This window comes from Telluribacter humicola (assembly GCF_017355935.1).
Lineage (GTDB): Bacteria > Bacteroidota > Bacteroidia > Cytophagales > Spirosomataceae > Telluribacter > Telluribacter humicola.
The window spans coordinates 436756-454460 of record NZ_JAFIQT010000002.1 but is presented as its reverse complement, the minus strand read 5'-3'; the positions used below and the strand labels follow the sequence as shown (position 1 = coordinate 454460).

19 protein-coding genes are annotated in these 17705 nt (G+C 46.2%); 18 read left to right on the top strand and 1 reads right to left on the bottom strand.

All coding sequences use genetic code 11. The features are described from left to right. Positions 1-34: 34 nt before the first annotated feature. The 3 genes from JUB14_RS12940 (at position 35) to JUB14_RS12930 (ending at position 4209) form a co-directional block, all read left to right on the top strand. On the top strand, positions 35-1774 hold the full coding sequence (locus tag JUB14_RS12940) for a P-loop ATPase, Sll1717 family (protein WP_207506594.1): 1740 nt from the start codon (positions 35-37) through the stop codon (positions 1772-1774). A gap of 63 nt (positions 1775-1837) precedes the next feature. Next, positions 1838-3544 carry a rhamnogalacturonan lyase family protein gene (locus JUB14_RS12935; RefSeq protein ID WP_207506593.1) on the top strand — a complete coding sequence of 569 codons (1707 nt, stop codon included), beginning with the start codon at positions 1838-1840 and terminating at the stop codon, positions 3542-3544. A 107-nt stretch (positions 3545-3651) separates the two neighbouring features. After that, the gene (locus JUB14_RS12930; RefSeq protein ID WP_207506591.1) at positions 3652-4209 is read left to right on the top strand and encodes a VanZ family protein; all 558 of its coding nucleotides are present in this window, start codon (positions 3652-3654) and stop codon (positions 4207-4209) included. Positions 4210-4322: 113 nt separating this feature from the next. Here the strand turns inward: JUB14_RS12930 and JUB14_RS12925 are convergent, their stop codons facing one another. Next, a complete protein-coding gene (locus JUB14_RS12925) occupies positions 4323-4793 on the bottom strand; it encodes a hypothetical protein (protein ID WP_207506589.1) in 471 nt (156 codons plus the stop codon). Positions 4794-5106: 313 nt separating this feature from the next. On the opposite strand from JUB14_RS12925, the gene JUB14_RS12920 reads away from it, so the two are divergent. The 15 genes from JUB14_RS12920 (at position 5107) to JUB14_RS28110 (ending at position 17682) form a co-directional block, all read left to right on the top strand. Beyond that, positions 5107-5595, top strand: coding sequence for a DUF2306 domain-containing protein (locus tag JUB14_RS12920; RefSeq protein WP_207506587.1), 489 nt, complete (start codon positions 5107-5109; stop codon positions 5593-5595). Continuing rightward, complete coding sequence (locus JUB14_RS12915) at positions 5596-6330, top strand: carboxylesterase family protein (RefSeq protein ID WP_207506584.1); 735 nt, start codon at positions 5596-5598, stop codon at positions 6328-6330. It abuts the gene before it with no gap. 49 nt (positions 6331-6379) lie between these two features. Continuing rightward, positions 6380-7144 (top strand): SDR family oxidoreductase, encoded by a 765-nt coding sequence (locus JUB14_RS12910; RefSeq protein WP_207506582.1) that lies wholly within the window; start codon positions 6380-6382, stop codon positions 7142-7144. Positions 7145-7191: 47 nt separating this feature from the next. Beyond that, positions 7192-7512 carry an EVE domain-containing protein gene (locus JUB14_RS12905; protein ID WP_310586149.1) on the top strand — a complete coding sequence of 107 codons (321 nt, stop codon included), beginning with the start codon at positions 7192-7194 and terminating at the stop codon, positions 7510-7512. Beyond that, a complete protein-coding gene (locus tag JUB14_RS12900; protein ID WP_207506571.1) occupies positions 7505-7966 on the top strand; it encodes a MarR family winged helix-turn-helix transcriptional regulator in 462 nt (153 codons plus the stop codon). Before JUB14_RS12905 ends, JUB14_RS12900 begins: the two co-directional genes overlap by 8 nt. 238 nt (positions 7967-8204) lie before the next feature. Then, positions 8205-9515 (top strand): mechanosensitive ion channel, encoded by a 1311-nt coding sequence (locus JUB14_RS12895; protein WP_207506569.1) that lies wholly within the window; start codon positions 8205-8207, stop codon positions 9513-9515. Between the two features lie 229 nt (positions 9516-9744). Next, positions 9745-10065, top strand: coding sequence for an ArsR/SmtB family transcription factor (locus tag JUB14_RS12890; RefSeq protein ID WP_207506567.1), 321 nt, complete (start codon positions 9745-9747; stop codon positions 10063-10065). Further along, complete coding sequence (locus tag JUB14_RS12885; RefSeq protein WP_207506565.1) at positions 10062-10565, top strand: SRPBCC family protein; 504 nt, start codon at positions 10062-10064, stop codon at positions 10563-10565. Before JUB14_RS12890 ends, JUB14_RS12885 begins: the two co-directional genes overlap by 4 nt. A gap of 351 nt (positions 10566-10916) precedes the next feature. After that, complete coding sequence (locus JUB14_RS12880; RefSeq protein ID WP_207507186.1) at positions 10917-12527, top strand: hypothetical protein; 1611 nt, start codon at positions 10917-10919, stop codon at positions 12525-12527. A gap of 136 nt (positions 12528-12663) precedes the next feature. Further along, positions 12664-13257 (top strand): GNAT family N-acetyltransferase, encoded by a 594-nt coding sequence (locus JUB14_RS12875; protein WP_207506564.1) that lies wholly within the window; start codon positions 12664-12666, stop codon positions 13255-13257. 208 nt (positions 13258-13465) lie between these two features. Continuing rightward, on the top strand, positions 13466-14419 hold the full coding sequence (locus JUB14_RS12870; RefSeq protein ID WP_207506563.1) for a DUF4886 domain-containing protein: 954 nt from the start codon (positions 13466-13468) through the stop codon (positions 14417-14419). Between the two features lie 104 nt (positions 14420-14523). After that, positions 14524-14889 (top strand): DUF2200 domain-containing protein, encoded by a 366-nt coding sequence (locus JUB14_RS12865; protein WP_207506562.1) that lies wholly within the window; start codon positions 14524-14526, stop codon positions 14887-14889. Positions 14890-14955: 66 nt separating this feature from the next. After that, positions 14956-15372, top strand: a complete 417-nt coding sequence (gene arr, locus JUB14_RS12860; RefSeq protein ID WP_374757813.1) for an NAD(+)--rifampin ADP-ribosyltransferase — start codon at positions 14956-14958, stop codon at positions 15370-15372. A gap of 54 nt (positions 15373-15426) precedes the next feature. Further along, the gene (locus JUB14_RS12855; protein WP_207506560.1) at positions 15427-16785 is read left to right on the top strand and encodes a serine hydrolase domain-containing protein; all 1359 of its coding nucleotides are present in this window, start codon (positions 15427-15429) and stop codon (positions 16783-16785) included. A 453-nt stretch (positions 16786-17238) separates the two neighbouring features. Next, positions 17239-17682 carry an L-2-amino-thiazoline-4-carboxylic acid hydrolase gene (locus JUB14_RS28110; protein WP_207507185.1) on the top strand — a complete coding sequence of 148 codons (444 nt, stop codon included), beginning with the start codon at positions 17239-17241 and terminating at the stop codon, positions 17680-17682. The last annotated feature ends 23 nt before the right edge of the window (positions 17683-17705 follow it).

Sequence of the window (17705 nt, the reverse complement as noted above, 5' to 3'; positions counted from 1 at the left end):
ACCACGACTATCTGCTCACGATGCAATTGCACAAGTGGCCCAATCCTATGGTGTTGTAGTTTCAATTCTTGGAAAGGAAACCACAAACTATTTAATTCATAATATAAGAGCCTCTTTTATAGCTGGATTAGCCACCGGCATGAATAAAAAAATATGTATATTACAATATGGAGACTCTCCGATTCCGCTAGATTTCCGAGATTTTGTAAATATTTATTATAATATAGATGAGATAAATATTCATTTAGCATCTTTTGCAGAGGAAGTTGTTGAAGCACTCCAAACATCTACGATTGAGACTGATGAGAATAACTATTCTTATTTACAGAAATTAGATTTGGGAGCATCTGCCGCGGAAAACGAGATGCGTACTTTGGAGTCATATTATCTAAAAACGGACGCATATCTTAGATCAAGAAGAGGCGAGAATCAATTAGTTGTTGGTAGAAAGGGCTCTGGAAAGTCTGCTCTCTTCTTACAAATCAGAGATAAAGAAAGAAGTTCTTCAAAAAATGTTGTTCTAGATTTAAAACCAGAAGGATATAAACTAATAAAATTTAAGGAGGTTATACATGACTATCTAGAAGAAGGAACTTATGAACATACAATTTCTGCCTTTTGGGAATATTTGCTTCTGCTTGAAATATGTTATAAGATACTTGAAAAAGACAAAAAATTACATATGGCTAACCCTGATTTGTACGAACCATATTTAAGGCTTGAAGAATTGTACAAAAATGAGAAGTATACAAGCGAAGGTGATTTTTCTGAAAGATTATCATTCTTAATGCAACGTTTCACCACAAACTTTTCTGAAAAATATGGCGAAAACTCAAAAAATCGATTAAAAACACATGAACTTACAGATCTTTTATACAAAAATGATATAAATATCCTTAGAGAAAACCTAGCTCAATATTTAATACATAAAGAAAAGGTTTGGTTACTCTTTGATAATATCGATAAAGGCTGGCCCTCTACTGGGCTAAAAAATGATGACTTAACAATCATTAGAAATCTTATTGATGCTTCCAGAAAGATACAAAGGCAGTTTCTAAGGTCTAGGATAGAAGTATTTCCAATAATTTTTTTACGAAACGACGTTTATGAGCTTTTAGTTAAAGGAACCTCTGACAGGCAAAAAGAATCCAAGGTTCTACTTGATTGGATGGATGCTGATTTATTAAGAGAGCTTGTTAAATTAAGAATTTTAGCAAGCATAGATACTGACGAAGATACAAGCTTTGATAATTTATGGAGAAAAATATGTATACCCCATATAGATGGAGAAGAAACCTCGCAATATCTAATAGAAAGATCCCTATATAGGCCTCGTTTTCTAATCAACCTAATTAATCAGTGCAAAAGTTATGCTATTAACTTAAATCACAAAAGAATTGAAAAAGAGGATATTAAAAAAGGATTATCCTTTTTTTCAACTGATATATTAACAGATATTAGTTATGAATTACAGGACATTCGTCCAGAAACTGAAAATATACTTTATAACTTTATTGCTTGCAAATCCGAGATATCAAGTAAAACTTTATTAAAGATAGTAAGTGATTTTGATTCCGGCAACACGCAAGAAATAATAGATCTACTGTTATGGTATGGATTTTTAGGCATCAAAATTAACCAGGGTGAAACTAAATATATTTATCACTTTAATTATAATATGCAAATTTTAAGTGGGTTCATAAATAGAAAGAATTCTGATATAGTTTACTGCATAAACCCAGCATTTTGGCCATCCCTGATGGTTGAAATGTAATTATTTACTGCTGCGGGTAGACGCCACTCAATTATCCTTTCCAGAACGACCTGCATTTAAATTATGAAACACCCCATTTCTTTATTCTTATTATTCTTCCTTATAACCCAAGCCAAAGCCCAAGTCCTGTTGCCGGTTCCGGCTTCTTCATTTTTGGACGAAGTACCCAAAGGGAACGTGATTACAACGGCGGCCGAACAGCGGGTGCCCTGGCTGTTTAATAACACCGGCATCCGGCTCAATTCGGCTACGAACCTGATGACGCAGGTGAGCGTGGCCGAGGAAGGCACCTATCATCTTTTTGTACGGAGTGGAGGCGACAAGGGTAGTTTCAAAGTGGCCGTCAACGATAAGGTAACAGATGCCCAATTTGGGAATGCCCTGTGGGGCTGGAAGGAAGGGGGGCGCTTTCAGCTGCACAAAGGACTGAATTACGTAAAGATTACCCGCATCCAGCCGGGTGCGGTTTTCGATGTACTGGTGTTGAGCAAGTCGCCCAGTCTGAACGAAGAAAGCGTGTTGGCGCTGCAATTACATGGAGACGTAAAGTTGCTGAAGGAGTACCAGATCCCCCGCTCCAATGCGGTGAAATTTGGGGATGTAAACGGGGACGGGCAAACTGACTTCCTGGTGCTGGAGCCCGATTTTTCGGCGCGCCTTTTTGACCATAGCGGCCGGGAACTCTGGCAGTGGAAAGCGCCGGAGGAATACAAGAAGGAGCGGTCGGAGTTTGAAGCACCGGGCCTTTTGTGGGATTTTGATGGCGATGGACGGGCCGAAGTGGTGCACTGGCGCATGGAGGAGGGAAAAGAATGGCTGGTGATGGCGGATGGGGAAACGGGCCGCGTAAAAAAGCAAACCGGTTGGCCTACCGGGCCTCTGCCGCACGTCTACAACAACTTTCGCCTGGCCGTGGCGAAGCTGAGTGGGGACGCGCCCAACGAACTGGCCGTATTTACCGACTACGGCGGCACCATGACGGTCAGCGCGTACGATGCGGACCTGAAGCAACTGTGGCAGCACACCGAACAGCGGAAGAAAGATAACCTCGGGCACTACATCTATCCGGTGGATCTGAATGAGGACGGGGTGGATGAAATACTGGTGGGGTCGTTGCTGCTCGATGCCAACGGCAAAGAAATATGGAACCGCTTTGACTTGCTGCCCGACAACCACGACCACGCCGACAGCTACAAGTTCGGCGATGTGAACGGGGATGGTAAACTGGATATCGTGACCGCCAACAGTGAAGTCGGCATTTTCATCTACGAAGCCATGACAGGAAAAATTATCTGGCAGCAGGTAGCCGAGCATACCCAGCAAATACAGGTAGGTAATTTTCTGAAAGGTACGCCCGGCCCGCAGGTAGTAGCCGGGGGCAGAGTCTATGGCAACCGTCAGATCGGCGAGCCGTACCTGTCCAGCCAGCTCTACTGGTTCGACAACAAGGGTAACGCCCTGGGCAAGTGGCCCGGCCAGCCCCTCAACGGCAACCCGGACTTTGTGAAAGGCGACTGGCGGGGTGATGGGAAGGAGGAACTATTCTGGTACAAGTTCCGCATCAATGACAGAGGCAAGGGAGAGCTTTATTTTCCAGACCCGGTCTTTCATCAGTTTGATTTTATGGGCCAAGGTGCGGAAGAGGTGATCACCCTAAGCAACGGCCTGCTGCGGGTATACGGCAGTGCCACAGCTACCTACACCAACCGGGACCGCAAAAAGGACAAAATGTATCTGAAAAACAGCGTTGTGAACCATACTCACTACTAGGCCCGCTGGTTCCACTAGTTGTCTGCAGTACCTGGTATTTTTGACCAGCCACTTTACCACAAAGTACCTCATCTGCCAATGCTATCGCCGACTACGCTCAATGCTATATGCAAGAGAAAGAATACAGAAAGAAAAAACTGGGAGCAGGTCACCCGGGCGATGTCCTAACCTATGGGTTATTCATCATTTATCTAGCGGCTCTGGTGTGGATACTACTATTCAAACTTGGGGTACAGTTCGATTACATGAAAACCCGGAGCGTGAACCTGATTCCTTTTGGAGGCCCGTCACTTTCGCAAGGCCGAATCGACTGGAGTGAGCTAATCCTGAACGTAGTAGTCTTTGTGCCGTTCGGCATCTATGCAGGCGTTATATTCAAACGATGGAGTGCAAACAAAGTATTATTTCTGATCCTGGCACTCACCCTGCTGATCGAGAGCCTGCAGTATATCCTTAAGATTGGCGCTTTTGATGTTACTGATATACTTACCAATACCACCGGCGGAGTATTGGGCTGGTTCCTGTTTCAAGCCATTAAAAGAGTAATACAGGATAGTACCAGGGCACAAAACTTCGTCAATATCGTTGCCCTGATTGGCACGCTACTAATGATTGTATTGCTGGTACTATTAAAAACGAACAACCTCGGGATCAGATACCAGTGATAGGTTGCGGTCTACTGCGGCAGTAGGTGTATCAGGCCCAGGCGCCAGTCCAAATCATAAACAACAAGGGATTTACCGTAGTCTGTGGGGACACAGACCACGGTGACGAGGCACTATTTCTTTCTGACGGCCCGTAAACCGTAATGCTTAACCTGCTTTATTTTGAGCTGGTTGTCTACAATCTCTACTTTTTTCAGATCCATGAACTCGCCCTTGGCGTCGAAGAACCCGATCATGCTGGAGAGCGCATTCTCATGCTTCCGCACGTCTACTTTGGGCTGGTAGCCGAAGTTGGGTATATCGATGCTATCCTGCACTTCCATCATTTTGTAGGTCACATCCACCCGGTAGCGGAAACGCAGCGGTGTTTCGTATAGCTTCACTGTGAATTTAAAATCATTCAGCTTATCAGGGTCAGGGACGGGCGCGGAGTAGGTGGCTACTGGCTCAGGATTGACGTTGGTCCGCTCATGGGGAATCGTGTCGTTTACGAAGCCTCCATTTTCTGAAGCCTCTTTTTTCTTTTGGGTTTGGTTGCAGCCAGCCGTGAAAGCCAACAGGGAAAGTAAAATCAGTACTCTCATGCGTAGGTACAAATGGGTGGTTAATGGTTGAGGATGGTTAAAGCGGGGGTAAGTTAGGTATTTTTTCCTCGCACTCCGTCGCTCCCTATGTTACCAATCTGTGTTTTATGCATGGAGGATTTTAGTATATTTATGAGTTGGGCGTCAGGCGGGCGGTTCGCCTATTCCGGCTCACAGGTGTACCTTCCTGCGTACCAGATCCAGAATACCGTTGCAGTCTTGGCAGAAATCCCTATATAGTGTGGTCATATAGTCAGTTAGTACAATTGACCCCTGCTTACCCAAACCGTTAGTACGCCTAAAAGAATAACCAATGGATTATGTATACGGAGACACTTACGGGTTGATTCACCTGATTGCCTCCCTACTTGCTTTGGTAACGGGTACCCTGGTACTTGTTATGAGAAAAGGAACCAGGCAGCACCGGCAAGTTGGATACGGGTACGTAGTAAGTATGGGGGTACTGATCCTGACTGCCTTTATGATCTATCGGCTGTATAATGGCTGGGGCGTATTTCATTATACCACCGTCGCGATCCTGATCACCATGGCATTGGGCATGGTACCTATCTGGCTTAAAAAACCGGTCGGCAAATGGCAGTACCGGCATTTTTCATTTATGTACTGGTCGGTGATCGGCTTGTATTCAGCCTTCGCGGCCGAAGTGTTAACCAGGGTACCCCAGACTCCCTTTTTTGGAATGGTCGGATTGGCCTTTGTAATACTAATGATCGCAGGGGGAGTAGTCTTTGCGAGTAACAGATCAAAATGGTCAAAACAGTTTAGAAAAGAGAAAATCTGAATGAAACACTACCCTTCTTTAACAAGCTCTGTTCTGGTCACCCTATTAATTTTTCTTCTGGCTCCTGCTACGAAGTCCCTTGCTCAAACCCGGCCCAAGCCCAAAGCCAATTACCCGTACCTGCTCTATCTACCTGAGGAGTATTCAACCAGTCAGGAGCAGTTTCCCCTGGTTATTTACCTGGGCGGTAGCTCACAAATGGGTAAAGACTTAAATAAGTTAAAGAGCTACGGAATCCCCCACTATATAGAGCAGGGACAACAGTATCCTTTTATTGTTGCCTCCCCCCAGTGCCCGGGCAACAAATACTGGACCACCGAAAACTGGTTTGATTCCCTGTACCTAAACCTAACCACCAACTACCGGATTGATACTACCAGGATATATGTTACGGGTATCAGCATCGGGGGATATGGTACCTGGCAGGTCGCCATGGACTATCCCGAAAAGTTTGCGGCCATCGCTCCCTTATGTGGCGGCGTCAATGATGGTGATACGGCTAACATCAGCCGATTAAAGCAGCTTCCTGTCTGGACCTTTCATGGCACCGCCGATACTATAATTCCCATTGATGAAACAGAAAGGGTAGTCACCAAGTTGGAATCCCACCGGGGAAATGTCAAATTTACCCGATTGGAAGATGTAGGGCATGGTATCCAGTACCTGTACGCAGATAATACCCTATTTGACTGGCTACTTAGCCATCAAAAAAAGAACAACTTACCCAAGAAGTAAGGCTTTGCTATTAGTCAGCTTTGGGACAAACTAATCACATCAACCAGCTATGCAAACTACTAAGAATACCATCTTGATTACCGGAGGCAGCTCAGGAATTGGACTGGCAATGGCTGAGGTATTTGTAAAGGCCGGCAATGAGGTACTCATCTGCGGTAGGAGCGAAAGCAAATTGTCCGAAGCAAAACAGAAACTTCCGCAGCTTCATACCCGCGTCTGTGATGTTGCCAAAAAAGCAGAACGTCAGGAGCTGTACCAGTGGGCTATATCCGAGTTTCCCCACATCAACATGCTCGTTAACAACGCGGGTATTCAAAGAGAGATTGATTTTCTGACCGGCGCGGCCGAGCTGGATGATGAAGAAAGTGAAATCGAAACCAATCTGACGGCCAGTATTCATTTGTGCGCTCTGTTTATCCCCCATTTTCTTACTCAGAAGACTGAATGTGCCATCCTTAATGTAACGTCCGGCCTGGCATTTATCCCGCTGAAAATAGTACCCGTTTACTGTGCCACCAAAGCGGCTCTCCATTCTTTCTCTATTTCGTTGCGCTCCCAGTTGGCCAAAACCAACGTTCGTGTCTTTGAAATTGCTCCTCCCATTGTAAAAACAGATCTTCATCGGGAAGCCAAGGCCCGCACGCAGGCGCAGCGCGGTATACCTGCCTCGGAAGTGGCGGATGCAACGTTAAAAGCGTTACAAAATAATCAGTACGAAACAATCGTCGGCCGGGCGAAGGCACTGAAAGGGGCCTCCCGCATTGCACCGGGATTTTTTCATAAGCTACTTAACAAAGTAGCGACCGGGGAATAAACCGTAGCTTACTACTGGGAATTGACGAGTTTTTGTTGTAGCGTAATATCTATTTTCTCCCCTGGCTTTTCTATTCTGGAAAGCAACAGTTGGGTAAGCCCGAGAAATGCCAGGAGTTTACGGCTATAGGTACCATTGCGGATGATGACGTGTACGCCTTTCAGATGACGGCTGAATTTTGCCCATCCAGGCGAAAAGTAGATTTTCTGGAAAGTGAGGACATTTCAATTCTACCCCTCATCAATGATTTAGAGTTCATCCGGAATAAGAAAAACTGGGGCTACGCATTCCGGTTTGGCTTCTTTGAGATCAACCAGCACGACTTTGACCTGATTTCGTCACAAATGCTTGTAACCTGCCATGACTAACCCACCTGAATTCCACTTTCAGAGTCCGGAAGAGAGCTCGGGGTATCTGCTTTGGCAAGTCACTATGCTTTGGCAACGTCAAATGAATCGTGCTTTAAGCGAATTGGATCTAACGCATACACAATTCGTAATTCTGGCAACCCTGGGCTGGCTAATTAAAGACAAATCAGAAGTGACGCAGGTGGATATCTCGAACCACAGCAATACCGACCGCATGATGGTCTCGAAAGTAATTGCCAACCTGCAGGACAAAAACTTTGTACACAGACAAGAACACTCTACCGACACAAGAGCGAAATCCGTATCGCTCACCAGAGAAGGAAATAGTATCCTACAAATGGCACTGAAAGTGGTTGAGCAGACAGACAATGCTTTTTTTTCTCATCTGGCTAGCCAACAATCTTCGTATAACAACATGATGAAGGTACTATATAAAAACAATGAGCAATCATAAAGTACTTTCCTGACTTATGGGCAGTAGCTTTCTGGAGTAAATTGAATTTGTTCAAATCGGATTTTTTTCGAAAACCAGGCTTACTATATAAAAAATTTTATATATTAGCTCGACCCTATCCTATTTCTGTCCGGCACCGGGACAGATCCCTCCACTTCCCGGGAAATCTACCAAACCCTCTTCTAATGGTATCTTACAAATTTGGCTAATCAATTTTTAACCACAATTTATACATACTATGGAAAGACAATTTGAAATTCTTGGAAACCGAATCGCAGATTTCCTGCCCGGATTGTTAGGCGCCATCATCGTTTTACTGGTGGGCTGGCTAATCGCCAAAGGCTTAAAGGCCCTGACAGTCAAGCTACTTACTAAGACAGGATGGGATGAAAGGGTATTCAAGGGAGAGACCATAAAAGACACTAATGAGTTTCTGGGCAATATAGTTTACTATATCATCATGATCATTGTGATCATGATTGCCCTGGAAATCCTGGGTATCAACCAGGTGCTGGTGCCCCTGCAAAATATGGTGAATGAGTTCCTGATGTTCATTCCTAACCTGATTGCGGCTATTCTGATTGGCTTTATAGGGTACCTGCTTGCCAAGTTTGTTTCGAATCTGGTAGAAATGGCGGGTAGCTTTATTGATAAATGGGCTCAGGAAACCGGCTATCATGACACGGCCCGACTGGTGCGTATCCTGAAATCCATTGTCTTTATCGTCATTCTTATTCCGTTTATTATTCAGGCGCTCAATGCCCTGCAACTGGAAGCAATTTCAGCCCCTGCCAATAACCTGCTGGCTTCCTTTTTCGATATGATCGGCAATATCCTGGTCGCCGGCATTGTTGTGTTCCTTTTTATCTGGGGAGGGAAGTTTATGGCCAACTTCCTGGCCGATCTTCTGAGGGGTCTTGGTTTGGACAGCGCCGCCGAAAAAATTCAAATTGAAAATATGATTGGGGCCAACCAGTCGCTTTCCCGGCTCATTGCTAACATCCTGTATTTCTTTCTGGTCTTTGTGGGTGTGATCACGGCTGTAGAAATCCTGGGCCTGATGAGGCTTTCCGAAGTACTGGGCGATGTCCTGGAAATAAGCGGACAGATCCTGTTCGGGCTGGTGATCCTGGGCGTGGGTAACTATATATCGCTGCTCATCTACAGCACCATGACCAAGGGCCGCGACAACCAGTTTATAGCCGGGGTGGCCCGGTGGGCTTCGCTGGGATTGTTCTCGGCCATTGCCCTCCAGACCATGGGTATCGCCAACGAAATTGTGGAACTGGCCTTTGGTCTGACCCTGGGGGCTATTGCCGTGGCGGTGGCCCTGAGTTACGGACTGGGTGGCCGGGAAGCCGCCGGAGAACACTTCAAGGATATAGTGAAGAGGTTCAGAAGTGACGCGGACAACATGTCTTCGTCCGCCGGTTCAAAAATTATCTCCCCTCCGGAAAGTAATTCACCTTCTACCCGGACCTCACCCGGTAGTCCTCTGGACCCCAACCGTCCCTCTCCCCTGGGAGATGACAAACCCGATCTGGTGTAGCGTAAGTACTATCAACAAAAAACCCCGTGGTAGCCACGGGGTTTTTTATTTTCTTATCACGCTCTAAGGAGCATTGGAACCCAACAGAATGGTAGTAGTACTTAATACTGTCCGCCCGTTGCACAATCCCCAGACCGATATTTATTATCTAATCTGAAAAAAGATTTGCGAAACCGAATAGTTGCATATATATTAGCAACCAATTGGTTTCTCAATAGCTATATATACCATGAGACGAGACATATTTCAGGCCATAGCCGACCCGACCAGGCGGGCCATCATCGCCCTGATTGCCATGCAGGCCATGACACCGAACGCCATTGCTGATAATTTCAATACGACCCGACAAGCTGTTTCCAAGCACCTCCGCATACTTACCGAATGTGACTTGGTAAAACAGGAACAAAAAGGGAGAGAAATTTACTACTCGCTTGAAATTGAAAAAATGAAAGAGATAGATCGGTGGCTAAACCAGTTCAGAGAGCTTTGGGAAACCCGATTCAATCAACTTGACCATGTATTATCAACCATTAAAAAACAGAAAAAATGAAAAACAGTCTGCTCTTTGATTTTAACGTTGACAAAACAACCAGAACCGTATTTGTTAACAGGGAATTTGACGCTGACCTTTCGCTGGTTTGGGATGCTTTTACCACACAGGAAATTCTTGATCAATGGTGGGCGCCCAAACCATGGGAATCCAGAACTAAATCCATGAATTTTGTAGTCGGTGGACGCAGAATTTATGCCATGGTGGGGCCAGAGGGACAGGAGCATTGGTCCGTTCAGGAGTATACTTCCATTAGTCCGAAGACTAATTTTAAAATGCTGAATGCTTTTGCAGACAAAGATGCAAAGCCTGATCTACCCGGTTCTGAGTGGAATCTGGATTTCAGCGAACAAAACGGAACGACGAGGGTCAATATTACTATCAAAAATGAGTCCCTTGAACGTATGGAGAAGATGATTGAGATGGGCTTCCAGGGAGGATTTACTATGACATTGAACTATCTGGATACGCTGTTACCCACTTTATCGCAACGACAGTAGGAATAAAATCTGCTACTACCATTAGTGGTAAATCCTTCCATATGTTCCTGATAGTTTAACGCTTCTTTATGAATAGTTTAAGTACTAAACAAGTAAAACAAAAACAGATCACGGATACCGACCATTCCACCGTTTTGTAATTCGTATATGCATTCAGGCCGAATCGTTACCATACAATCGAATTCCGATAGATTTCATACGGGCCATTCTTTATAGTATTGATATCAATCAATACTATCCCTTAAAGAATACAACCTTATGAACCGATCGCTCGAACTTGTCAACGCATCAAGACTAGGGTACCTACTGCAATGCACCCTTTTATGGCTCTGTCTGGGGGCGAAGGCAGCCATGGCCCAAGGGCAGGGCTCAAGTCTATCGGAACAGTCCGCTGTCGTGATAACCTCCACTAATCAGAAAACCGAGGTAAGCAGCGACAACAATGGGGTACTACGGGTAAATGTCTCTCCCAAAGATGCGCGAACCTTCAAAAAACGGGGCTGGGTCAGGTACAGTGACTTTGGTGCGCGGGGTGACGGCAAGATCGATGACATCGACGCTATCGCGGCGGCCCATGCCTATGCCAATCAGCAGGGGTTGCCGGTCAAAGCGGACAAGGACGCTACCTACTACATCGGCGGAAAGGAACGCACCGCCGCGATCCAGACGGACACCGATTTCGGCACGGCGGCCCTTATTATCGACGATACCGAGGTAGAGAATCGGAACGCGCCCGTTTTCCTGGTCAGTTCCAGCCTGCAATCGTTTCCCCTGAAAGGAGTCCATTCGCTGAAGCGGAATCAGGAACGGATCGACGCTACCCTACCCGGCCCCTGTCTTATCACAGTCACCGACGCTAACGTGAAGCGCTACATCCGGTATGGCTTGAACCAGAACAATGGCGCATCGCAGACGGATATTTTCATCGTGGATAAAAACGGTAAGGTGGACATGGATGCACCGATCATCTGGGACTTTGACCAGATTACGGAGATCAGTGCGCTCCCTATCGACGAAAAGCCCCTGACTATCAAAGGAGGGAAATTTATGACGATTGCCAATAAGGCAGAATCGAAGTATACGTATTATAGCCGCAATATCACAGTAAAGCGCTCCAATGTCCTGATTGACAGACTCGAACACCGCATTACGGGCGAAGGCGACCATGGCGCACCCTACGGCGGCTTTCTTGGTTTTCGGGACTGCGCCAACGTAACCGTTAAGAATACCGTCCTAACGGGTCACAAAACTTACAGTACCATTGGCGCGGCCGGAAAGCCCGTTTCTATGGGTACCTACGATCTCTCTGCCACCCGTGCCCTTAATTTATCTTTTATCGACTGCCGCCAAACCAACGACATCAACGACCGCACCTATTGGGGCATTCTGGGATCCAGTTTCTGTAAGAACATCCTGTACGACCGCTGTACTTTTTCCCGGTTCGATGCCCACATGGGAGTGGCCAACGCTACCATCCGCAATTCAACGCTGGGACACATGGGCATCAATGCCATCGGCAGCGGGACTTTTCTCGTGGAGAATAGTACCATCCGCGGCGGTACCCTCATCAATCTGCGCTCCGACTACGGTAGCACCTGGCAGGGAGAATTCATAGTCCGCAACTGTACCTTTGTACCATCGGGTGGCCGCCCCGTCAGCGCTTCTCTGATCGGGGGTTCCAATTCCAGTCAGCATGATTTCGGCTATACCGCCTATATGCCCGAGAAGATTCTCATTGAAAACCTCAAAATTGATGACTCCAACCACCCGGAGAACTACCAGGGCCCGGCTATCTTTGCGAATTTCAATCCTCAGATGACTGACGAGTCTTATCAGGAGAAATTTCCGTATGTTATCACCAAAGAAGTCATACTCAAAAATGTGACCACCGCCAGCGGCAAGCCCCTGCGCATCAGCGACAATCCATTCATGTTCAGGAATGTAAAAGTGGCGACCCAATGAGGTAGGGGAAATATCTCATTCGCAGCTGCCGTGGTCTGTGTCCCCACAGACCTTTCTGCCGTTGCTGGTGTTTCTCACCAGCAACTTCATACCTCCATATCAATAAAAGTTAACATCTATTAACCAGATCACATCAATGCATTTTCCTTTTGACGAAGAAATAACCCTTGAAAATACGGTTGCCTTGCTCAGGCCCTTACGTGAAACCGACGATGAAAATTTAGCAAAGGTTGCCACCTCAGACCAGGACCTGCTTCAGTTTTCTCCATCCCCTATTTACAATCCGGAGTTGCTGAATAAATATATTAATAAAGCCATTGAGGATCGCCACAATAGGCTTCGATATGCCTTTATCGTGTTTGACAAAACCAAAAATGCGTATGCCGGAAGCACCAGTTTCTTGAACATATCCAATGCAGACGACCGACTCGAGATTGGAGCCACCTGGTACGGCAAAGAATTTCAAAGAACAGGGCTGAATAGAAATTGTAAGTACTTGCTGTTGGAGTATGCATTTGATAGACTTGACGCTGAGAGGGTTGAATTCAAGACCGACGAACGAAACCTGGCGTCACGACAAGCTATAGAAAAGATAGGCGGGCAATTTGAAGGGCTTTTGAGGCGTCACACGCTAATGCATGATGGATTCAGAAGGAATACAGTATGTTATAGCATCCTCAAGTCCGAATGGAAAGAATTAAGGAAGCGATTTTTGGACTATAAGCGGTAAATACAGCATCAACAACCACGATGAGGGTATAGCAAAAACGACCTTTGCCTCGGTATCTAACTAAAGCAGAGAAGAAAGGCCTAACCACCGGTAAAAACTCTTGCATAAGCGAACCAGTAAGTAATGGTAACAATAAGTATTACCTGTCAGTATAGAACAACCTACCAAAGGTCTTCTAAATAAACCTTTATCAATCCTCAACCTGCGTATGCTATCTTTTAGAAAAAAATTAAGCTGGATCCTATTCTTCCTTGCAGCGATCACCACCGTTCAGGCTCAGTCCTCCCGGGTTTCGGGTACTGTGGGTGTACGTCCTACTCCCACCGATACCCTACACCTGTTTCTGATTGGTAACAGCTTCTCGCAGAATGCGGCCCGGTACCTGCCCCAATTGGCAAAGGAAGGTGGACACCCCCTCGAAATTGGCCGGGCCGAACTAGGTGGCTGCTCACTGCAGCGACACTGGGAGCACGCCGCTGCCGCCGAAGCCAATCCCGACGACCCGAAGGGAAAACCCTACAAAGGAAAATCCCTGCGCATGCTGTTGTCTGAAGGTACCTGGGATGTCGTAACCCTGCAGCAAAACTCTATGAACTCGGCCGATCCGGCCACCTATGAGCCTTACGCCCAAAAACTGTATGATTATATTAAGTCTATACAGCCCAAGGCGGAGGTAGTATTTCACCAGACCTGGGCCTACCGCTCCGATTCGAATGACTTCTCACAAATTGCCCCTAATACCTTTGCCCAAACCGAAAAGGAAATGTGGGAAAAATCCAGAGCCGCCTACCATACAATAGCTCAGAAATTAGGGGTACGTATCATTCCCGTGGGCGATGCCTTCTGGAAAGTTAGCTCCGACCCGACCTGGGGGTACCGAAAGGACCCCAATTTTAACTTTAAGAATCCGGAGTACCCCTCCCTACCCGGCCAGACGCATTCGCTGCACGTAGGCTACCGCTGGACCAATGATCAGAAATGGGGATTTGATTCGCATCATGCCAACGAAGCCGGTTGCTATCTGGGGTCTCTGGTATGGTACTCGTTCCTGTTTGGTGAGTCGCCCCGCGAGCTAACCTTTACGCCCGAACAGGTACCCGCTGATTTTGCGGTTCAGCTAAGAAAGGTAGCCGAAACGACCCAGAACCCTGTCAGAAAATAAGATAAAGGTAGAACTAGTAAAGACGCATGTATGACAACCGTTCAATAAGAAGAAGTCAATCAGAAAGGTAAAATAGATTAAGCGATCCTATCCAGGTACTAGCTATGAACAACGCAAACAATCACGATGAGCGTATGGCAAAAATGACCTTCGCCTCGGTCTATCCACACTACCTGACCAAAGCAGAGAAGAAAGGCCGGACAAAAGAAGAACTGCATCAGGTCATTGAGTGGCTGACCGGGTATGATGAAGAAAAGCTGCAGGCACTTATTGCCGATAAAGTAACTTTCGAAACCTTCTTTCAGCAGGCTACCTTACACCCGAATGCTCACCTGATTACCGGCAAAATCTGTGGCTACAGGATAGAAGAAATCGAGAATCCATTAACACAACAGGTAAGATACCTGGATAAGTTAGTGGATGAATTGGCGAATGGACGTAAGATGGAGAAGATCTTGCGGGTTGCGTAGAGCTATTGACCAAATACATCTTTAACTAAGACGTGAATGAATACAGACAGAAGCGAAGAAAAGCCAATGGAGTCTGCCAATGAGCAGAGTTCACAGCTATTCTATCATGGTACGAAAGCCAATCTGAAACCGGGAGACCTGCTTGAACCCGGATTTAATTCAAACTATGGTCAGAGAAAGAAGGCCTCTTTTGTCTATCTAACCGCCACTTTGGATGCGGCTACCTGGGGAGCTGAACTGGCTCAGGGCGAAGGCCCCGGCCGGATTTATATAGTAGAGCCGACCGGCCCGGTTGAAGATGACCCTAATTTGACGGATAAAAAGTTTCCCGGTAATCCAACCAGGTCATACCGCTCCCGCAGTCCGCTACGGGTGAGGGGTGAGGTAACCGATTGGCAGGGGCACCCACCCGAGCAACTTAACGCTATGAAGGAGAACCTTGAACGGCTTAAAGCGCAAGGTATTGAGGCCATTGATGAGTAAGAAAATGTAAAATCACCTATGCGTTAAAGTATTCTCAACTACCAGGGTACGACAATGCGACTTGTTAAGTGGCTACTAATTTTCCTGGTTTGTCTGGCCCTGGTAGGTATCGGGAGATATAGCTATTACATGCTTCCGGTATTTAGTGCAGGGGCAGCCAAAACTACCTGCTCGTGTATGTACGTCGGAGGTCGTACCCTGGAAAGTATTCAGGAATTTGAACTGGCCCACTTCCCTCTAAACCTCGCTACAATTCACCTGGATAAAGAAAACCAAACTGTAACGGCTTCGGTATTCGGGCTTTCTGCCAGAAAAGCCATTTATAGAAAAGGCCTAGGCTGTACGTTGGTAGTGGGCATAACTGAAGAAGAAATAAGGGAGCAAAAGATTCCCCTCCCTCCTGCCATGACCTATGATCCTGATACCTTGCCCTGGCCCACGGGCAATATCATTGACAGTACCCTCCTTCGGACAGCAACTTCAAGAAGGGTTCAGAAAGCCATATCACAGGCTTTTGTTGAGAAGGACCCGGACAAACCTGTGAATACGCGGGCAGTTGTAGTAGTCTACAGAGGTCAGATCCTGGCCGAGGCCTATGCTGATGGATATGCCTACGATCAGCCGCAATTAGGCTGGTCCATGACCAAAAGCCTCTCAAATGCTTTGGCGGGTATTCTGGTCGATAGAGGGAAATTGAGTTTAACCGCTAAGGGTATTTTGCCCGAATGGTCAAACCCAGAAGATCCGCGCTACAACATTACGCTAGACCATTTACTAAAAATGACGAGCGGACTGCAATGGGACGAAAGCTATTTTTCGTGGAGCCCGGTTACCCGAATGGTGTATACCGAAGCCAACATGAGCGCATTTGCATCTTCTTTACCCCTGGAGGCGCCTCCCGGACAGGAATGGAAATATTCAAGCGGTACCACCAACGCTATATTTGACCTTATAAAAAACACCACAGGTAGAAACTACCATACCTTTCCCTACAAGGAGCTATTTCATAAAATCGGCATGACCAGTACACTCATCGAGCTGGATGCATCGGGACAATTTGTGGGCTCCACCTTTGGGTGGGCTACCACCCGGGACTGGGCCAGGTTCGGTCTACTATATCTCAACGGAGGCATGTGGGAGGGCCAACAAATCCTTAGCAATGAGTGGATAGCCTATAGCCGTTGTCCAGGTACGCAGGCTCCGGATGGAATGTATGCTGCCCACTTCTGGCGTGCTGGATTTGATACGCCTCCACATATACCCGATGACCTTTACTTTGCACAGGGCTTTGATGGGCAAAGGCTTATGATCATTCCATCCAAAGAATTAATAATCGTACGACTCGGACAAACCCATTTTGAGAATTTCGACTGGGATGGTTTTATATCTTCGATTCTGATAGCCCTGGATTAGCATCCATATGGATTAAGAATTGGTACCTTAGTCAAAGTGCATAAAAACTGAGGCAGCCATTCGCTACTACCTTGAGGGGTTAGGTTAGCTTGCCAGTGCAGGACTACCGTTAGATAAAATTCTTAGAGCGGATTATTCTTTCATACTGCCGCTCCCTAGCTTCATGCGCGGAATGATTAAAGAGATGGAAGGTATATCCAGATGAAGCTCTCAGGCAGATGAAGTAACAGAATTTCTCTAACACACGAAGCAAGTCAATTAATCGACGGATAAGATGAATAACTACAGGAAGTACTTTATCAAATCTATTAAGGACTATTATCTGAACGAGTTTGACAGAGTGATTGCCGACACGGACAATCATTATGCGACTATTTCAATAGATACCAAATTTGCTTCTACTTCGGGGAATCCGATCGACAAACGACTTGATTTTAGCGCTTACTTTTTAGCATTCATCAAACCCTGGACGAAAAGGGTGAAACGTTTGACACAATCAGAAAGATTTGTCTTGAAATAGTTACCGCCTACGTACAACCTAAAAATGGGGCTCAGGCCTTCGTCAAACGACTTGTCCCTAAACTGATTAGTACCTGGCCCGGACAAATACTTATCAGATCTTTTCATAAAAAAACGAGTGCTAACCCACATCCTGAAGGCTTCATTGCGCATATTATTACTGACAGAGAAGAAACATTCGGACTTGGCTACGGAGTAGATATTCTGGAATGTGGGATATGTAAGCTATTCAGGAAACATAACTACTACAAATACGCTACGATCCTTTGTGAAGTAGACCAGATTACTTCTGAACTGGCCGGACTTACGTTGATCAGAACGGGAACTATTGCCAACGGAGCAGCAAAGTGCGACTTCAGATTTAAAGTGGAATCTTAACTAAGCAGTCTTAAGTAAATGGA